The organism is Vagococcus allomyrinae, from assembly GCF_017829975.1.
In the GTDB taxonomy this organism is placed as follows: Bacteria; Bacillota; Bacilli; order Lactobacillales; family Vagococcaceae; genus Vagococcus_D; species Vagococcus_D allomyrinae.
This window is the reverse complement of the sequence record NZ_JAEEGA010000013.1, coordinates 89,863-107,410: the sequence shown is the minus strand read 5'-3', so window position 1 is coordinate 107,410 and position 17,548 is coordinate 89,863. Positions and strand designations below refer to the sequence as shown.

Genomic DNA, 17,548 nt, shown 5'->3' with positions numbered 1-17,548 from the left:
GGAACAATTTCATGACACAGACAATCCCTAAAAATTTTATTATTGGTGCCGCCTCTTCCGCTTGGCAAACAGAAGGCTGGCAAGGCAAAAAGGAGGGCCAAGACTCCTTTTTAGACGCTTGGTTTAAAGAAGAATCCTTTGTTTGGCAAAATGGCTATGGGCCTGATATTGCCACCAATTTTATGGAACACTATCAAAAAGACGTCGACTTAATGGCTGAGATTCATTTAACCCATTACCGCACTTCCATTAACTGGTCACGCTTTTTTACCGACTACGAACAACTGACAGTCGACGAAGAGTATGCCCAACACATTGACCAATTGATCGACGCCTTAATTGCTGCTGGTGTTGAGCCGATGCTGTGTTTGGAGCACTATGAATTGCCGCGTTTTCTCATGGACAAGTACGATGGCTGGTCTTCAAAAAAAGTCGTCGAGCTTTTTACTGGCTACGCTGAAATCGCCTTTGAGCGCTACGGTGATCGCGTCAAGCACTGGTTTACCTTCAATGAACCGATCGTCGTTCAAACCCGTTGCTATTTAGATGCCATTCGTTATCCCCATGAACAAAACACGAAAAAGTGGATGACTTGGAACTATCACAAAGTGTTGGCGACTGCGAAAGTGGTTAAACTGTATCACGAAAAAAATTATTCAGGTCGCATCGGTTGTGTCGTTAACCCTGAAATGGTCTACCCTCGTTCCTCATCAGAGGCTGATCAAAAAGCCGCTCGCATCTATGACTTATTCTTTAATAAAGTCTTTTTCGACCCCTTGGTTCATGGCAGCTATCCTCAAGAACTGCTTGATTTATGCCAACAACATGAGATCATGTTTGACGCTAGTCCCGAAGAGTTACAACTCATTCAAGAAAATACCGTTGATTTTCTTGGCGTCAATCAGTATTACCCGAAACGAGTCAAAGCACCTCGTTACCAGTGGCATCCAGAAACACCTTTTCACCCTGAACAATATTATGAAAACTTTGAGCTACCTGGTCGTCAAATGAACAACTCTCGTGGTTGGGAAATCTACCCGGATATTATGTATGACATGGCCATGATCATCAAAAATGACTACGGGAATATTCCTTGGTTGATTACTGAAAACGGTATGGGCCGAGAAAATGAAGAAAGTTATCTGGACGAATCAGGAGTTATTCAAGACGATTACCGAATAGACTTTATCCGTCAGCACTTGGCTAGTTTGTTAAGAGCCGTCGCCGATGGTTCCAGTTGTGAAGGCTACATGTTATGGGCTCTTACGGATTGCGTGTCACCGATGAACGCCTTTAAAAACCGCTATGGACTGATTCGAATTGACTTGGCTAATCAGCATGCTCGCAGCTTAAAAAAATCGGCCCGTTGGTACCAATCCCTGATTGACGACCGTCTCCTAAACTAGTAAGACTTAGCTTAAAGAGTCGCCTAAAGATAACATTGTCACAAAATACTGACCCGCTTATTTCGCTATTGCCACTTCAGGCCCTTAATGACAGCCGGCCCAGCAAGCTTTCAAAAGGTTCTCTGTCACTTTGACGAAAATAACACCTCTTTTCTTGTGCAACTTAACATTGTCTCAAGGTATCGCTTTCACGTATACTTCATTTATCAACTAATAAAACTAAATGACGAAAGAGTGGAATATTATGGTAGAAATAGCTTTAAAAGGAATTCATAAAAAGTATGACAATAATGACTTTTATTCAGTAACAGATTTTAACTTAGACATTCAAGACCGTGAATTCATTGTCTTTGTTGGCCCTTCTGGTTGTGGTAAATCAACAACCCTGCGGATGATTGCTGGTTTGGAAGATATTTCTGAAGGTGAATTATGGATTGGTGACAAATTGATGAACGATGTGGCACCAAAAGACCGTGACATCGCCATGGTATTCCAGAACTACGCCTTATACCCACATATGACCGTCTTTGACAATATGGCATTTGGTTTGAAACTGCGCAAATACGCTAAAGAAGAAATTCAAACACGTGTCGACAATGCCGCGGAAATCTTAGGCTTAACCGAATACTTAAAACGTAAACCAGCTGCCCTTTCCGGTGGTCAACGTCAGCGTGTTGCCTTAGGTCGTGCCATCGTTCGTGATGCTAAAGTCTTCCTAATGGATGAGCCTTTATCAAACTTAGATGCTAAACTACGTGTGGCAATGCGTGCGGAAATTGCTAAATTGCACCGTCGTTTAGAAACTACAACTATCTACGTTACCCATGACCAAACAGAAGCCATGACTATGGCCGACAGAATCGTTATTATGAAGGATGGCTTTATCCAACAAATCGGTTCACCAAAAGAAGTTTACGACACACCAAACAATGTCTTTGTTGCCGGCTTTATCGGATCACCTGCTATGAACTTCTTTAACGTCACATTAAACGACGGCGTTATCTCTAATGAGCATGGCGTTAAGTTGGCCTTACCAGAAGGCAAATACAAAGTCTTGAAAGAACAAGGCTACGAAGGTAAAAAATTAGTCTTCGGGATCCGTCCAGAAGATATTCACAGCGAACCAATCGTCTTAGATGCCACACCTGATTCAGTGGTTAAATGTGAAGTGGTCGTTTCAGAACTATTAGGTGCTGAAACCATGCTTTACACAGTGGTTGGCGATACAGAATTCATCTCAAAAGTGGACGCTCGCGCTTCATACCGTCCAGGCGAAATGGTTGACCTTGCCTTTAACTTAAACAAGAGTCATTTCTTTGACGCTGAAACTGAACAAGTGATTCGTTAATTTGTCCCCCTTTTCTAGATCTCTTAATAGGTTGCTTAATATTTTGAGATCAGATTTAACATAAAAAATAGCCCATGCCCTTTAATCTGGTCATGAGCTATTTTTTTATACTTTAGGCTGAAGGTACTGCTTTAAAGCCAGTTGGCTGTGAGCAAAAACCGGAAAATCAAACTGGCGGCTCAAGCGTTCACCAAGATAATAAGCGATAGTAAAGTCCACCATACTGTGAACAAAACCGCCTACGCCAACTGTTAGGAAAAACACCCAAAAAGTGCCCGCTGTTTGTTGCCCACCCGTGGTGAACAGAATGACCACCAAAAGTTCGGTTGCGGCATGGATTAGTCCAATCAAAGCGCTAAAGGCTTGGAACTGCCAGAAAGAAGAAACGATCGTCGGTTTTTTTTGTAAAATATAGGCGCCAATCACCGCAAAAACCACATGAGACAACGCTCTTAAAGCAATAATAGCCGGAAATGACAGAAAGAAACCAAAAGCCGTTCCTAAAGCAACTGCTACCGCGACACCTGGTGAAATAAACATGGCCAAAAAGACTGGTACATGGCTAGCAAGGGTGTAGGATGCTGGCCCGATCACAATTTTTATCGGCATGATCATGGGAATTAAAATACCCAACGCAATTAAAATTGCCGAAAAGGTTAATTTTTTAACTGAGGTAAATGCCATCTTAAACAAAACTCCTTTTCCATTAAGCTCCACAAGGTGTCATGACACCTCGATAACCCCAATTGTATCGAAGTTCTCCTAAGGTGTCAAGACACCCTTTCTCTTTTTCTAAAATAACCTGAATTTCTCCTCATCTGCTATAAGATTTAAAGCAAAAAAAAACGAGATTCACTAACGAATCTCGTCTTGCTTCAAGCTTTCCAAAGCGTTGGATAAATCAGCAAATTCTTGTAAGCTCAAGGTCTCCCCACGTCTTTTGGGGTCAATCTCAGCTAATGCCAAAGCCTTTGTCAGCCATTCTTTTGTAGCTTCTTCCTTGCCATAGTTAGCCAGTAAGTTATTCCACAAGGTTTTGCGCCGTTGTAAAAAGGCTCCCTTAGTCAGCTTAAAGAAATTCACCTCATTGGTCACCTCGACTGCCGGTGTCGCCCGCTTGGTCAATTTAATAATAGCCGAATCCACATTAGGTTGAGGAACAAAGGCTGTTTTAGGCACGATAAACGCCACTGAGGCTTCCATGTAATACTGGACCGCAATCGATAAGGAGCCATAAGCTTTCGTACTTGGTTTGGCACTAATTCGATCTGCCACTTCTTTTTGCATCATCACAATCATCTCATTAATAGGCAATTCTGACTTTAGCAAGTGCATCATAATTGGCGTGGTGATGTAGTAAGGTAAATTGGCGACAACTTTTAACGGCAAGTCTTCTTGAAAAGTTTCCTTGGCAACTGTCACTAAATCAGCTTTTAAAACATCTTCATTCACGATCGTCACATTGTCATAAGGACTTAAGGTATCTGCCAAAACCTCAATTAAACGACCATCAATTTCAAACGCCAGCACTTGTTTAGCAGAGCGAGCCAAATGTTCGGTCAACGCCCCGATTCCCGGCCCAACTTCAATCACGTTGGTCGCCTCGGATAACTCAGCAGCCGCCACAATATTTCGTAAAATATTGGGTTCTGTTAAAAAGTTTTGGCCTAAACTCTTCTTTAAAGCAAAGCCGTACTGTTTTAAAATCTCCTTCGTTCGACTAGGTGTCGCAATATCTTTATACTCCATCCATTTCTCCTTTTAGCACAGTTTCCATCGCCGCGACTAATTCCGCTTCTGACAGCTGAAACATCTTCAAACGTTTGCGCAATTGTTTACCATTAGTATACCCTATCCGCAACAAATCACCTAAAGCTTCACGTCGAGCTTTGGCCTTAGGTCCCGCAATCAACCCATAATGAATGAGTAATTCTTGAGGAATTTCCGCGGTCTGCCCGTCTGCTTGAGGGGTCATAACGTTTTTAAGAGCCTCAATAATCGCCTCATCACTCGCATGTTCCACACCTAGACTGGCACCGCGCTTCGAAGGGGTCGCCAAGCGTCTGGAAATAAAGGCGTGTTTCACATTGGGAATTGCCTCCGTGATGATTTTTCTAATTTTCTCACCTGAAAAATCAGGATCGGTAAAGACAATCACGCCCCGCACGTCTTGAGCATGGGCAATTCGTTCTAAAATTTCCTCATTGATAGCCGATCCAATGGTTTCAATCGTATCAGCTTCAACTACTTCCTGAATCCGTTTCGTGTCATCTTTGCCTTCAACGACAATAATTTCCTGTATCTTTAATTTATCTTCCATAATTATCCTATTCTAAACAATTGATGGGCATTTTGCCGGGTTACCTGGGCGACTCGCTCCAAGCTTTCGCCACGTAATTCTGCCACTCGTTCTGCCACATAACGGGTATAACCGGGTTCATTCCGCTTGCCGCGATAAGGCACTGGCGCTAAATAAGGAGCATCTGTTTCAATGAGCAGCTTATCTTCAGGCACTGCCCCAGCCACTTCTTGAACCTCCACGGCTTTTTTAAAGGTCACCACACCACTGATTGAAATGTGCATGCCTAAATCCAAGAAGCGAGCCATCCACTCTAAATCACCACTAAAGCTGTGCATAATGCCACCGACTTGGTGAATTTTTTCTTCTTTTAAAATTCGATAAGTATCCTCAATCGCATCGCGAGTGTGCACACTAATCGGCAACTTCATCTCTCGAGCAATGGCAATTTGACGACGAAAAACCGCCGCTTGAACCTCTTTCGGATCTTCCATCCAATAGTAGTCCAAGCCTATTTCGCCAAGAGCTACCACCTTTGGCAAAATCAACTTAGACTGTAAATCACGCTCTATTTCTTTTGAATAACTGCCCGCCTCTGTGGGATGCCAGCCGATAATACTGTATATATCGGGATATTCCTCACTGAGAGCCAACGATTTTTCAATCGTTGCCGTATCAAATCCCACGACGGCCATCTCCGTTACCCCTAACTCGCGGGCCCGGGCAATGGTCTCAGGAAGATCCTCTTCAAATTGTGCCACATTTAAGTGGGTATGAGTATCAAAAATCATCCTATTCTATCCTCTCTGCTCAGCACAGACGAAAACGACTGAAAACCACAGTTTCCAATCGTTCACGAGCGATCTTAAGCAATAATTGCGCCGTTAGGGACGCCTTTCGGTGCTTCCATTATCTGTAATTTACCGTCAAATTCGGCTGATAAAATCATGCCTTGGCTAATTTCGCCACGCATTTTACGAGGAGCTAAGTTGGCAACAACTAAAACCTTTTTACCAATTAAATCAGCTGGATTCGGGTAAAATTCCGCCACACCAGATAAAATCTGGCGATGAGCCTTGTCGCCCGCGTCCAATCTAAATTGCAATAATTTATCAGCGCCTTCCACCTTTTTACAGTCGATGACTTCTGCTACTTTTAACTCGACTTGATCAAAGGTATCGTATTTGATTGCCTGCTCTTTAACTGACACTAACTCGGTTTCCACTGGGTTCCAAGTAAAGTCATCGGCCTTCATGGCAGCTGTCGTTTCATTCATCTTCATTTTGATGTACTCAACTTCCTGCTCCGTATCAAGGCGTGGGAAGATCGGTGTTCCTTTACTAACGACTTTTTTACCTTCAGGAAACTCACCGAAACGAATGCTTTCCATGTCCATTTTCGAGCCGCTAAGTCCCAACTGATTGAAGATTTCTTTTGGCGCCTCTGTCATGACCGGCTGTAATAAAATCGCCGCAATTCTCAAGGATTCAGCTAAATGGACCATGACACTATCCAATTCTTTTTTCTTTTCAGGATCTTTCGCCAAGACCCATGGTTCTGTTTCATCAATATATTTATTGGCACGCGAAATTAAGACCCAGATTTCTTTTAATGCCACGCTAAATTCCATATTATCCATGGCTTTGTGATAATTACCAATCACATTGGCCGCTGTAGTAGACAACTCACTGTCAAAATCCGTCACCAGTGAAGCGTATTTCGGCACAATGCCCTCACAGTATTTATTGATCATCGCCACCGTCCGATTCAGTAAATTGCCTAAATCGTTGGCTAGATCATAGTTAACTTTCGCCACATAATCTTCTGGCGTAAAGACACTGTCATTGCCAAAAGGAATCGCCCGCAATAAATAATAACGCAAGGCATCCAAACCATAACGCTCGATCAACATATCGGGATAAACCACATTTCCCTTTGATTTTGACATCTTGCCATCTTTCATGACAATCCAGCCGTGGGCATAGATTTTTTCAGGCAAATCAATGTCTAAGGCCATCAACATAATCGGCCAATAAATCGTGTGGAAGCGGACAATTTCCTTACCGATCATCTGCACATTGGCAGGCCAGTATTTTTGGAACAGACTGTCGTCATCCAACCCATACCCCAGAGCCGTAATGTAGTTAAACAAGGCGTCAATCCAGACATAGACCACATGTTTCGGATTGCTTGGCACCGACACACCCCAAGAGAAGGTCGTCCGAGTTAAAGCAAGGTCTTCCAGACCTGGTTTAATAAAGTTATTTAACATTTCATTTTTACGGGATTCCGGTTGAATAAACTCTGGATGTTCCGCATAATGTTGCAACAACCGTTCTGTATACTTACTCATCTTAAAGAAATAAGTCTCTTCTTTTACCAGTTCGACTTCATGGCCACTTGGGGCTTTGCCGCCGATCATTTTACCCTCATTGTCACGATAAACTTCAGCCAATTGTTGTTCCGTGAAATACTCTTCATCTGACACTGAATACCAGCCTTCGTATTCCCCTAAGTAGATATCTCCTTGAGCTAACAAACGCTCAAACACTTGTTGAATTTGTTTGACATGATCTTCATTAGTTGTGCGAATAAAAATATCGTTAGTAATATCCAAATCTTTCCATAATTTCTGGACGTCTACTGCCATTTCATCCACGTATTGCTGGGGGGTAATCCCCATCTCCGCCGCTTTTGATTCGATTTTTTGACCATGCTCATCCAACCCTGTTAAAAATAACACATCATGACCAGTTAAACGCTTGTACCTCGCGACTGCATCACATGCGATGGTTGTATATGAACTACCGATGTGTAATTTACCACTTGGATAGTAGATCGGCGTTGTTATATAAAATGTTTTCTTTGCCATAACACAAAAATCCTCCTTCAATTAGAAATTAGCCAACAAAGCTATTTCTGTCCGCAATTTACTTACCAGTATACCATATTTCTCCCTCTTTTCTCAAAATTTTTCGTTTCCTAACGGTTGCTAAAAGACCCTTTCTCATCAATTCCTTATTCTGTTTTAACGGCAAGGCAAAGACCAAAATAGTTGTGCCTTGAAGAATAAGTGATACAATGGATTTATTCTATTTTATTGGAGGTTTTTTTATGTCCAAACCGATTATTGGCATTGCAGCCAATCAGCTGGCGTCCGGTTCTACTGAATTCCACGGAAATGCCGTTACCTATACACCACAAGGCTTTGTCACCGCAACAGAAGCTGTCGGGGGCTTACCGCTCTTATTACCGATCACACATCCTGACAATGCTAAAACTTATATTTCAAGGATCGATAAATTGCTTTTAGCAGGTGGGCAAGACGTGGACCCGATGCTCTATGGCGAAGAGCCTCACCCACTCCTTCAAGGCACCCACCCAGATCGGGATGTCTTTGAACAAGCCTTAATTCAAGAAGCCATCGCTCAACATAAACCGATCTTTGCCGTTTGTCGAGGGATGCAAATTCTGAACGTCACTCTAGGTGGTAATCTTTACCAAGACCTATCTCTTTACTCTGATTGGAGTGTCCGTCACGTCCAAGAGCCGACTTTACCCAAACACCCGACTCACAGTATCACTGTTGAAAAAGACAGCTTACTAAGTCAGGTGGTCGGTGAAAGCTACCGAGTGAACAGCTACCATCATCAAGCCATTAAACGACTGGCGGCCACCTTAAAAGTCAGCGCACTTAGTTCTGATCAGGTTGTCGAAGCTGTGGAATGGCATGACGAGAGTCAACGGATCCTAGCCATTCAATGGCATCCGGAATTAAGTTTTCAAGCCCACGCTTCCGAAAAACAACTCTTCGACTTTTTCGTCAATCAACTGTAATTAGAAAAGCTGAACGAGGCGTTTAGCCCTGAAAGAAAAATAGCAAAATAGTTAAGTGATGCTACTACGCTACGCTTCGATGTCCGCTATCGCTAAATGCTAAAGCATTAAGCATAGAGGCCTTTGTCACTAAAATAATTTTATCTTACTTCGTCCTTCAAAGCTTAGTGCTTTAGCGCTTAGCATTTGATGAGAACGAAGTGTCCCTTGTCTCTACGCATTAAAATGCTAGAACAACGGCAGCCGTTGTTCTTATTGCTTTAGCAATTAGAAACAAGGGACACTACACTGCATTCCGATCTCATCAATTGCTATACGCTGAAGCGTCGAGCATTGAAGGTCGAAGAGCACTTAGAATTTGTTGAGATCGAAGCGAAGCGTAGTGGTGCCTTGTGAAGCTGGATCCAAAATACGATATAGAGAAAGTTTTATACTTTCCTATAAAGTAAAACAAACGCGTTTGGCCATGATCGGTCAAACGCTTTTTGAATCCTTGAACTATGTAAGGTATACTTATCATAACAACTATTTAGGAGGAGATTGACAATGAACCTATCTTGGCACGGACAATCCTGTGTAAAAATTGTGACAGACCAGCAAACTATTTTAATCGACCCGTTAATCAGTGACAATCCCTATAGCGACCTTGACCCTGAAACTGTTGCTGCAGACGTTATCATCTTAACCCACGCTCATAACGACCACGTTGGTGATACAGCTTTAATCGCCCAGCGAACAAACGCTTTGATCGTGGCAAACTACGAATTAGCTGGCTATTTTACCAAACGAGGGTATCAAACCCATGGCATGCAACCAGGCGGACAGTTCACCTTCCCTTTTGGAACTGTTAAAATGACGCCGGCCATCCACAGCTCTAGCTATGAAGATGAACACGGCCAACTGCACTCATTAGGCATTGCTGCCGGTCTGATCCTGACCATTGAAGGAAAAGTCATCTATCACGCTGGCGACACCGCCCTTTTTAGTGACATGAAATTAATCGGCCAACAACAAGCCATCGACCTAGCTTTTCTGCCAATTGGCGATAATTTCACGATGGGACCCGCTGACGCCGCCCTTGCCGCTTCGTGGCTAAAGCCGAAAAAAGCCGTGCCTGTTCACTACAATACTTTTCCAGTTATCGAACAAGATCCCGAAGATTTCTTTAAGCTCTTACCACCAGAGCAACGCTTGCCAGTAGCTATTGGCGAAATCATCCACTTATAAAAATCACCTAGCTAAATAATAGCTAGGTGATTTTTCATTAAAACATTCTCTTTTTATCAAACTCATTAGGATTTGTGCCGAAGCGCTCGCCAGTATGAAGTTCATCAATCGCTTTTTTATCTTCTGCCGTTAACTCAAAATCAAATACCTCAGCATTTTCTTTAATCCGTGACTCTGTGACGGATTTAGGGATGGTGATGATGTCGTGTTCCAAATCCCAGCGAATGATTAATTGGGCGGGCGTTTTACCATATTTTTGCCCCATGGCAACCAAGCGTTCATCACTTAATAGATTCCCCTGACCAAGTGGTGACCAAGCTTCAACCGCAATCCCGTGCTCCTGACAAAAATGTCTTAAAGGTAGTTGATTTAACAAAGGGTGGAGCTCAATTTGATTGACCATTGGCATGATCTCAGCATCGGCCATTAAATCCCGCAAATGATGTTCGTGGAAATTACACACACCGATCGCCTTAGCTCGGCCAGCTTTATAAAGGTTTTCTAACGCGCGCCACGTCTCTTTGTAGCTGCCAGCAACTGGCCAGTGAATCAAATACAAGTCAACGTAATCCAGTTGCAGCTTTTTCAAACTCTCATCAAAAGCAGCCAAAGTTGTATCATACCCTTGCTCATCATTCCAAACTTTCGTCGTAACGAAGATCTCTTCCCGTTTGACTCCCGATTCTTTCAAGCCAATTCCTACGCCACTTTCATTTTTGTAGATTGCCGCTGTATCGATCGACTTATAGCCTGTTTCAATTGCCCATTTGACCGCATTGATAACTTCTTCATCATCTTTTGCTTTCCAAACACCTAAACCTAAGCGAGGCATTTCAACCCCATTAGCAAGTTTCTTGGTACTCGTAATATTCACAGCATCCATTCCTTTCGTTTATCTCTCCTTCCATTTTACACTTAAAATCAAGGAACTGCCAATCAAAGACGCTTAGATCAGCACTGATTCCAACTAATTTTTCTCATAAATTTGTCATTCTTTGGAGATTCACTAGCTTTATTGGCAAAAAACGTGTATCTTAATAATTAAACTTTAAAACGTTCACAACTCACAAGGAGGAATTACATGAAAAGAGACATCGTCCAACACTTACCAAAGATTGAACTGCACTGTCATCTTGACGGCTCCGTTCGCCCCCATATTCTCGAGCAACTAGCTCAGATACAAAACAGGCCCTTATCAGCTACTGGCCCAGAGCTTGCGGCTAAGTTGATCGCCCCAGAAGAATGCCAAAGTTTACTTGAATATCTGGAACGCTTTGACATCGTGCTGCCTTATTTACAAGAAGCCAGCGCCTTAGAGCTCATCGCTTACGACTTAATTGCCCAAGTTGCCGCAGAAAATGTCACGTATATCGAAGTGCGCTTTGCTCCCATGCTTTTTGTTAAAGAAGGTTTGACCATTACCGAAATTGTGGCAGCCGTTCTAGCTGGCCTCAAACGGGGAGAAGTTGCATTTGGTGTCAAAAGCAACGCCTTACTCTGCGCCATGCGCCACCATTCCCACCAGCGCAATCAAGAGGTGATTGAGAGTGCCAAAGAATATCTCGGTCGCGGCGTAGCCGGCTTTGATCTGGCCGGTGATGAAGCTAACTACCCAACAGCAGACTTTAGCGAGCTGATCTCACTTGGTGTCACTCAGCAAATCCCCGTCACCTTGCATGCTGGTGAATGTGGGTGCCCGCAAAATGTCGCAGAATCGATTCGCTTAGGCGCTACCCGCATCGGCCATGGCATTGCCATTCAAAAAGACCCAGCTGTCTTACAAACCTGTATCGAGAATCAAACACTGGTCGAAATGTGCCCGACGAGTAATTTCCAAACCAAGGCAGTTCTTGAACTAGCCGACTATCCCTTTAAACACTTCCTTGAAGCAGGTCTAAAGATTTGTATCAACACTGATAATCGAACCGTCTCCAATACGACTTTAACCGATGAATATCTGAAGCTTCATCAATGGTACGGCATCGATTATCGTTGCATGGAAACATTGAACCACAACGCCGTTGACGGTGCCTTTATTTCAGATCAGGTGAAAGAAGCGCTTCACGCCCAGCTGACAGCTGAATACGCCCACCTATCATAATGTCCAAGTCCGGAGTTCCTCCGGGCTTTTTTTGATTAGAGGAGGGAAAACCGTTTCCTCCCCTTATCCGGTCCACACAAAAAAATACGCGAGCCTTTCAGCCCACGTATTCCTTCGATTATCTTTTTTCGCTTTTCATGATGGACATCGACTTTTTCAAAGCTTTCCACATGCCGTCATCGCTGTAAACGAGCGCTGTCGACCGGTACATCGAAGCAGAAATCTTCAATAACACCAAAGTTGACACCACTAAAATTAGCAGTGAAATGATGACCCCCATATCAGTAACGGTCCCACTGGCAATCCGCGAGGGCATTGTAAAGGAGGAAAGAAACGGAATATAGGATGTCACTCGCATCAAAATATGTTGAGGGTCACTCATACCGAAAATCATCGTCAAGAAAAAACCAATCATCGTTAAGTAAGTAACAGGAGCAACCGCTTTGCCTGCATCCTCGGATTTTGAGACCAATGAACCGCAGAAAGCGGATAAAATCGTGTAAATAACGACTCCTAACAACAAGTAAATTAAGTTATAGCCCAATAAAGATTTGATAATTTCCCTAATTGAGACCACCTTTAAGACATCTTTCACCATATCAGTATCTTTCATAAAGAGAAATGCTCCTAGGCCGATCCCAAAATAAACGACAACTTGAGTCAAAATAACCATAAAAATTCCCATGACTTTACCATAAAAATGTTTAGCCGCTGACGTACTGGACAAGATAATCTCCATGATCCGCGTCCCTTTTTCAGAAGCCACTTCGGAACTGGTTACTTGAGCATACATCAGGATAATCATATACATGGCCAATCCGATAAACACCGAACTGATCGTCATGACAATCCGATTAACCCCTTTATCGGTCATCTTGCCATCCTTAAATTCAACGGTCTTTGTTGCTAAGGCGGCTGGTTGACTCAACTTTTGAATGTCTTCAGCCGACAAATTTAGTTCCTGAGACAGAAAACCAACTTGAATCCCTGTTAGAATTTGAGTAATCCCCATCTCATCGGTCGTTCCTAAAGAGGTATCCCCAAAATACTCGCCTGATAATTGTGAGCCTTCAGCATCTGTATCAATCACTAAAAACCCGTCAATCTTTTCCTCTTCCAACGCCTTTTTAGCCGCTTCCTCAGTATCGATCTTCTTGTTCACATCAAAGTCAGTCTGTGTGATAAAGGCCTCTCGAATCAATTCATTCTTGGAAACAACCGCTATATTTGACACTTTTTCAAAGTTACTGCCCACTAATCCCATTAACAAACTAAAACCAACCATTAAAAAGGGCGCCAAAATCATGACGATAAAGGTGACACTTTTTACATTGCGTTTATAGGTTTCTAGAGCCACTACCCAAAACTTATTCATGGCCTTCACCTACTTTCATTTTGAATATTTCTTCAAGCGTCGGTGGCAGCTGATTAAAGACTGGCATATACCCAAAGGTAATCGCTTGCTTAAAGAGCTCCTTGCCAACCTCATCATCTCGTAAGGTGGCTTCAATGATGCCATCACTTCGCAATTTAGAGGTTAACACCCCATCGGTTGCTTGAATGGCTGCCAAAGAAAGAGCTGATTCAATAAATAACTTAGTCCGACCAAAGCTCTGACGAATCTCATGAACCTCACCGTCCAGTACCATTTGACCATTGCGCAACATGATCAAGTGATCGCAGATTTTTTCAACGTTGTCCATGTTGTGACTGGAGAAAATGACACATGACCCTTTGTCCTTAAGCTCAAGGATGCCATCTTTCAACAACTCCGCATTAACTGGGTCCAAACCACTAAAAGGTTCATCTAAAATAATCAGTTCTGGTTCATGAATTAAGGTGGAGATCAACTGAACTTTTTGTTGATTTCCTTTTGACAAGGCTTTGACTTTATCAGTCTTTTTGCCTTTTACTTGGAATTTCTCCATCCATTCATCGATTTTCGGCACAATTTCTTTTTTCGTTTTGCCACGTAGACGGGCAAAATAAATCAGTTGTTCTTCAATACTAATTTTAGGATACAACCCCCGCTCTTCTGGTAAATAACCAATCACATTATAGTCTTTTTCCGTTAATTTACGGCCTTTCCACAAGACTTCTCCTTGATCCGCTGACAAAAAATCTAAAATTAATCGAAAGGTCGTAGTTTTACCTGCTCCATTTTGCCCGATTAAACCTAAAATTTTCCCTTCAGGAATCGTAAAGGAAACATTGTCGACGGCTGTCATGTCGCCAAATCGTTTGACTAACTGCTTCACTTCTAACATTCCTTAACCTCCATTTTTATTAAATTACTCCCCCGAGCAATCTCTTATTAAAATGATACCACACTCCCAGATAGAAAAAAACGAACTATCCTAAGATAATTCGTTTCACTTATTTAACTATTTGGTAGTTTCTGTCACAGGTTCCTTAAAATGTTCAAATACATTTAACGCCACATTTTTAGGTAAACCTGATGCTTCCAACTCTTCAATCGTGGCAGCCTGGATATTTTTTAAGGATTTAAACTCTTTTAAAAGATTTTTCTTACGTTTTGGCCCTAAACCATCAATGCCATCCAGTTTGGAAGCAAAGCTGTTTTTACTGCGTAGTTGCCGATGAAAGGTAATGGCAAAACGGTGAACCTCATCTTGAATCCGTTGCAACAAGAAAAACTCAGGCGAGTTTCGCTTTAAGGGGATCACATCTAAGGCCGGTCCAAATAACAACTCACTGGTTCGATGCTTATCATTTTTTGCTAGGCCAGCCACTGGAATCATCAATCCTAGTTGATTTTCCAGAACATCCTTGGCCACATCTACTTGACCTTTCCCTCCATCGATGACAATCAGGTCAGGAAACACCAACCCATCCTTCAATACCCGAGAGTAGCGACGATAAATAACTTCACGCATCGAGGCGTAATCATCGGGGCCTTTAACCGTCTTAATTTTATATTTCCGATACTCATTCTTTTGCGGTTTGCCATCAACAAAGACAACCATCGCTGAAACAGGGTCGGTCCCCATGATATTGGAGTTATCAAAAGCTTCAATCCGAACCGGCGTCGGGATGCCCATGGCCTCGCCTAATTTCTCAATGGCCCCAATCGTTCGCTCTTCCTTCCGCTCAATCAAATCGAATTTTTCCATCAAAGAGACCTGAGCATTTTTACTAGCTAGAGCCACCAGCTTTTTCTTTTCACCTTTTTGCGGCTGATAGACTTTCGCTTTGACTAATGCCTCCACACTGACTTTGTCAATGTCAGCTGGGATAAATATTTCCTTAGGTACAAAGTTTTGGTTTTCCAAGTAAAACTGACCGATAAACGTCAGAAAATCTTCTGCCCCTTCATTATAAAAAGGGAAAATGGACACCTCTCGTTCGATAATTTTTCCTTGGCGAACAAAAAACACTTGGACACACATCCAGCCCTTATCGACAGCATAACCAAAAATGTCACGGTCAACAAAGTCCGTATTGGTCATTTTTTGACGGGTCATGACTGTTTCAATCGAGCTGATCTGATCCCGGTACTCCGCCGCCTTTTCAAATTCCATCTTTTCAGCTGCTAAGGTCATTTTTTCTTGTAACGACTCCTGAATGTCGGTGTAACCGCCGTTTAAGAAGCGTTTGATTTCCTCTACCATCAATTGATACACCTTGGGGTCAACATCAAACACACTAGGGCAAAGACACTGCCCAATATGATAGTATAAACAAGGTTTTTTAGAGGACAAACTGCACTTTCTTAAAGGATAAAGACGGTCTAATAACCGCTTCGTTTCATTGGCGGCTTTGACGTCTGGGTAAGGGCCAAAATAATTAGCCTTGTCCTTTTTCACCTGACGAGTAATGGTCAAGCGCGGGTATTTTTCGTTCGTTATTTTAATAAAAGGATAACTTTTATCGTCCTTTAGCATGATGTTGTATTTAGGATTATTTTGTTGAATCAAATTAATCTCCAACAGCAAGGCTTCAATATTTGACTCTGTTACAATATATTCAAAATCATCAATTTCACTGACTAGTCGTTCCGTTTTCGTATCATGACTGCCAGTAAAATACGATCGCACACGATTTTTAAGAATTTTAGCTTTTCCCACATAGATAATCGTCTTGTTTTTATCTTTCATTAAATAACAACCAGGCTGATCTGGCAACAAGGCTAATTTACTTTTTATACGTTCATTCACGGTTGCTCATTCCTTTTACTTACCACCTTAACGACGTGGCTATTTGACAGACTTCTACTATATTAGTATACCACTAACTCAGAAAAAAGTTGACCCTTCCGATCTTGAGACAGACAAAAAAACAGCTAGAGACTTCCCCCTAGCTGGCCACTATCTGTCGCAAATCCCCATTTTCTTTTATTTACCGCTTAATGCTTAGCGTCCACACTTTGGACGTAGTCTTTTAACACCTTAACATCTGCTTGTGCTTGTTGAAGCTTGGCATTAGAATCATTGGTTTGATTGGATAATTGATCCCGTTCAGCTGTTAACCGTGCAATGTCTTGTTGTAACTGATTGACAGTTGTTTCTTTAGCACTTAACTGATCTCTCAAGGCGTTGTACTCCGTTTGCTTCACTTGTAGCTCAGCTGCTTTTCGCTCTAATTCCGCCTGTTTAGTTGCCAAGTCGTTGGTGAGGCTCACCGCATTATTTTGAGCCGTTATCAATTCTGCTTGTTTTTGAGCTGCTAGCGCTTTTTGTGTCTTCACTTCACGTCTCAATTGTTCATTCTCTTGGTTTTTTTGATTGATTTCAGCGTTCTTTTGGTTCACTTCTTGTTGTTTACGGGCTACTTCATCTTGTTTTTGTTGTAGTTGTTCTTTAAACTGATCTTCATTTCGTTTAATCTGATCATTTTTTTGTTGAATCGTATTATTTAGTTGAACAATTTGATTGTTTAGGTCAGCAATCGTTTGATTTAGCCCATCGACTTTTGACTTGGCTTCCTTTAATCCCTCATTCTCACGTTTCAATTTTTCAACCTCTGCTTGTGAATCTTTTAAAGTGTTTTCGGAAGCCACCAATTTTGTGGTTAAATCGATTACTTTTGCTTGACCATCTTTTGCCAAGCGTTCTTTTTCTGTTAATTTATTATCTAAACTTGCCACTGCTGTTCTAATCGCGGAAACGTCACTTTCGCCACCCCAGTTGACAACAGTCGAGGCACCTACCGCACCACCGACTAAAGCAACAGCCATAATTGTAATTGTTATCATCATTTTCTTTGTTATTTTACTTTTCATTTCTCCAGCCTTTCTTTGCGACGCTTATCATTCTAATTCATAACATCACATACTTTCTTCTCTATTTTTGCTCATCGATGAGCAACGC

General features: G+C 42.2%; 15 protein-coding genes. 5 read left to right on the top strand and 10 right to left on the bottom strand.

Annotation, left to right across the window (positions count from 1 at the left end):
* The first annotated feature begins 11 nt into the window (after window positions 1–11).
* Window positions 12–1,406 carry a glycoside hydrolase family 1 protein gene (locus tag I6N95_RS18355; protein ID WP_209530772.1) on the top strand — a complete coding sequence of 465 codons (1,395 nt, stop codon included), beginning with the start codon at window positions 12–14 and terminating at the stop codon, window positions 1,404–1,406.
* Window positions 1,407–1,650: 244 nt separating this feature from the next.
* Window positions 1,651–2,754 carry an ABC transporter ATP-binding protein gene (locus I6N95_RS18350; protein ID WP_209530771.1) on the top strand — a complete coding sequence of 368 codons (1,104 nt, stop codon included), beginning with the start codon at window positions 1,651–1,653 and terminating at the stop codon, window positions 2,752–2,754.
* 105 nt (window positions 2,755–2,859) lie between these two features.
* Here I6N95_RS18350 and I6N95_RS18345 read toward each other — a convergent pair whose 3' ends face one another.
* The 5 genes from I6N95_RS18345 to metG form a co-directional block, all read right to left on the bottom strand.
* Window positions 2,860–3,438 (bottom strand): hypothetical protein, encoded by a 579-nt coding sequence (locus I6N95_RS18345; RefSeq protein ID WP_209530769.1) that lies wholly within the window; start codon window positions 3,436–3,438, stop codon window positions 2,860–2,862.
* 171 nt (window positions 3,439–3,609) lie between these two features.
* Entirely contained in the window at window positions 3,610–4,503 is an 894-nt protein-coding gene (gene rsmA, locus I6N95_RS18340; protein WP_209530767.1) for a 16S rRNA (adenine(1518)-N(6)/adenine(1519)-N(6))-dimethyltransferase RsmA, read from the bottom strand.
* Window positions 4,493–5,074, bottom strand: a complete 582-nt coding sequence (gene rnmV, locus I6N95_RS18335; protein WP_209530765.1) for a ribonuclease M5 — start codon at window positions 5,072–5,074, stop codon at window positions 4,493–4,495. The genes rsmA and rnmV overlap by 11 nt, the downstream gene beginning before the upstream one ends.
* Before the next feature lie 2 nt (window positions 5,075–5,076).
* Window positions 5,077–5,844 (bottom strand): TatD family hydrolase, encoded by a 768-nt coding sequence (locus I6N95_RS18330; RefSeq protein WP_209530756.1) that lies wholly within the window; start codon window positions 5,842–5,844, stop codon window positions 5,077–5,079.
* Between the two features lie 74 nt (window positions 5,845–5,918).
* A complete protein-coding gene (metG, locus tag I6N95_RS18325; RefSeq protein ID WP_209530754.1) occupies window positions 5,919–7,925 on the bottom strand; it encodes a methionine--tRNA ligase in 2,007 nt (668 codons plus the stop codon).
* Between the two features lie 242 nt (window positions 7,926–8,167).
* On the opposite strand from metG, the gene I6N95_RS18320 reads away from it, so the two are divergent.
* Entirely contained in the window at window positions 8,168–8,890 is a 723-nt protein-coding gene (locus I6N95_RS18320; protein WP_209530752.1) for a gamma-glutamyl-gamma-aminobutyrate hydrolase family protein, read from the top strand.
* Between the two features lie 546 nt (window positions 8,891–9,436).
* The gene (locus tag I6N95_RS18315; protein ID WP_209530750.1) at window positions 9,437–10,117 is read left to right on the top strand and encodes a metal-dependent hydrolase; all 681 of its coding nucleotides are present in this window, start codon (window positions 9,437–9,439) and stop codon (window positions 10,115–10,117) included.
* A 37-nt stretch (window positions 10,118–10,154) separates the two neighbouring features.
* Here I6N95_RS18315 and I6N95_RS18310 read toward each other — a convergent pair whose 3' ends face one another.
* Entirely contained in the window at window positions 10,155–10,991 is an 837-nt protein-coding gene (locus I6N95_RS18310; protein WP_430727549.1) for an aldo/keto reductase, read from the bottom strand.
* Window positions 10,992–11,198: 207 nt separating this feature from the next.
* Between I6N95_RS18310 and add the strand changes: the two genes are divergently transcribed.
* Window positions 11,199–12,218, top strand: a complete 1,020-nt coding sequence (gene add, locus I6N95_RS18305; RefSeq protein ID WP_209530746.1) for an adenosine deaminase — start codon at window positions 11,199–11,201, stop codon at window positions 12,216–12,218.
* 118 nt (window positions 12,219–12,336) lie between these two features.
* On the opposite strand, the gene I6N95_RS18300 is transcribed toward add, so the two are convergent.
* From I6N95_RS18300 to I6N95_RS18285, 4 genes are all read right to left on the bottom strand, one after another.
* Window positions 12,337–13,593 carry an ABC transporter permease gene (locus I6N95_RS18300; protein ID WP_209530745.1) on the bottom strand — a complete coding sequence of 419 codons (1,257 nt, stop codon included), beginning with the start codon at window positions 13,591–13,593 and terminating at the stop codon, window positions 12,337–12,339.
* Window positions 13,586–14,485 (bottom strand): ABC transporter ATP-binding protein, encoded by a 900-nt coding sequence (locus tag I6N95_RS18295; RefSeq protein ID WP_209530743.1) that lies wholly within the window; start codon window positions 14,483–14,485, stop codon window positions 13,586–13,588. Before I6N95_RS18295 ends, I6N95_RS18300 begins: the two co-directional genes overlap by 8 nt.
* Window positions 14,486–14,602: 117 nt before the next feature.
* A complete protein-coding gene (gene uvrC / locus I6N95_RS18290) occupies window positions 14,603–16,396 on the bottom strand; it encodes an excinuclease ABC subunit UvrC (RefSeq protein WP_209530741.1) in 1,794 nt (597 codons plus the stop codon).
* 188 nt (window positions 16,397–16,584) lie between these two features.
* Window positions 16,585–17,460, bottom strand: coding sequence for a coiled-coil domain-containing protein (locus tag I6N95_RS18285; RefSeq protein WP_209530739.1), 876 nt, complete (start codon window positions 17,458–17,460; stop codon window positions 16,585–16,587).
* Window positions 17,461–17,548: the final 88 nt, after the last annotated feature.

Excerpts from the sequence above, each read along its gene's own strand:
- I6N95_RS18355 (WP_209530772.1), top strand. The coding sequence starts at position 12 with ATGACACAGACAATCCCTAAAAATTTTATTATTGGTGCCGCCTCTTCC.
- I6N95_RS18350 (WP_209530771.1), top strand. The coding sequence starts at position 1,651 with ATGGTAGAAATAGCTTTAAAAGGAATTCATAAAAAGTATGACAATAAT.
- I6N95_RS18345 (WP_209530769.1), bottom strand. The coding sequence starts at position 3,438 with ATGGCATTTACCTCAGTTAAAAAATTAACCTTTTCGGCAATTTTAATT.
- rsmA (WP_209530767.1), bottom strand. The coding sequence starts at position 4,503 with ATGGAGTATAAAGATATTGCGACACCTAGTCGAACGAAGGAGATTTTA.
- rnmV (WP_209530765.1), bottom strand. The coding sequence starts at position 5,074 with ATGGAAGATAAATTAAAGATACAGGAAATTATTGTCGTTGAAGGCAAA.
- I6N95_RS18330 (WP_209530756.1), bottom strand. The coding sequence starts at position 5,844 with ATGATTTTTGATACTCATACCCACTTAAATGTGGCACAATTTGAAGAG.
- metG (WP_209530754.1), bottom strand. The coding sequence starts at position 7,925 with ATGGCAAAGAAAACATTTTATATAACAACGCCGATCTACTATCCAAGT.
- I6N95_RS18320 (WP_209530752.1), top strand. The coding sequence starts at position 8,168 with ATGTCCAAACCGATTATTGGCATTGCAGCCAATCAGCTGGCGTCCGGT.
- I6N95_RS18315 (WP_209530750.1), top strand. The coding sequence starts at position 9,437 with ATGAACCTATCTTGGCACGGACAATCCTGTGTAAAAATTGTGACAGAC.
- add (WP_209530746.1), top strand. The coding sequence starts at position 11,199 with ATGAAAAGAGACATCGTCCAACACTTACCAAAGATTGAACTGCACTGT.
- I6N95_RS18300 (WP_209530745.1), bottom strand. The coding sequence starts at position 13,593 with ATGAATAAGTTTTGGGTAGTGGCTCTAGAAACCTATAAACGCAATGTA.
- I6N95_RS18295 (WP_209530743.1), bottom strand. The coding sequence starts at position 14,485 with ATGTTAGAAGTGAAGCAGTTAGTCAAACGATTTGGCGACATGACAGCC.
- I6N95_RS18285 (WP_209530739.1), bottom strand. The coding sequence starts at position 17,460 with ATGAAAAGTAAAATAACAAAGAAAATGATGATAACAATTACAATTATG.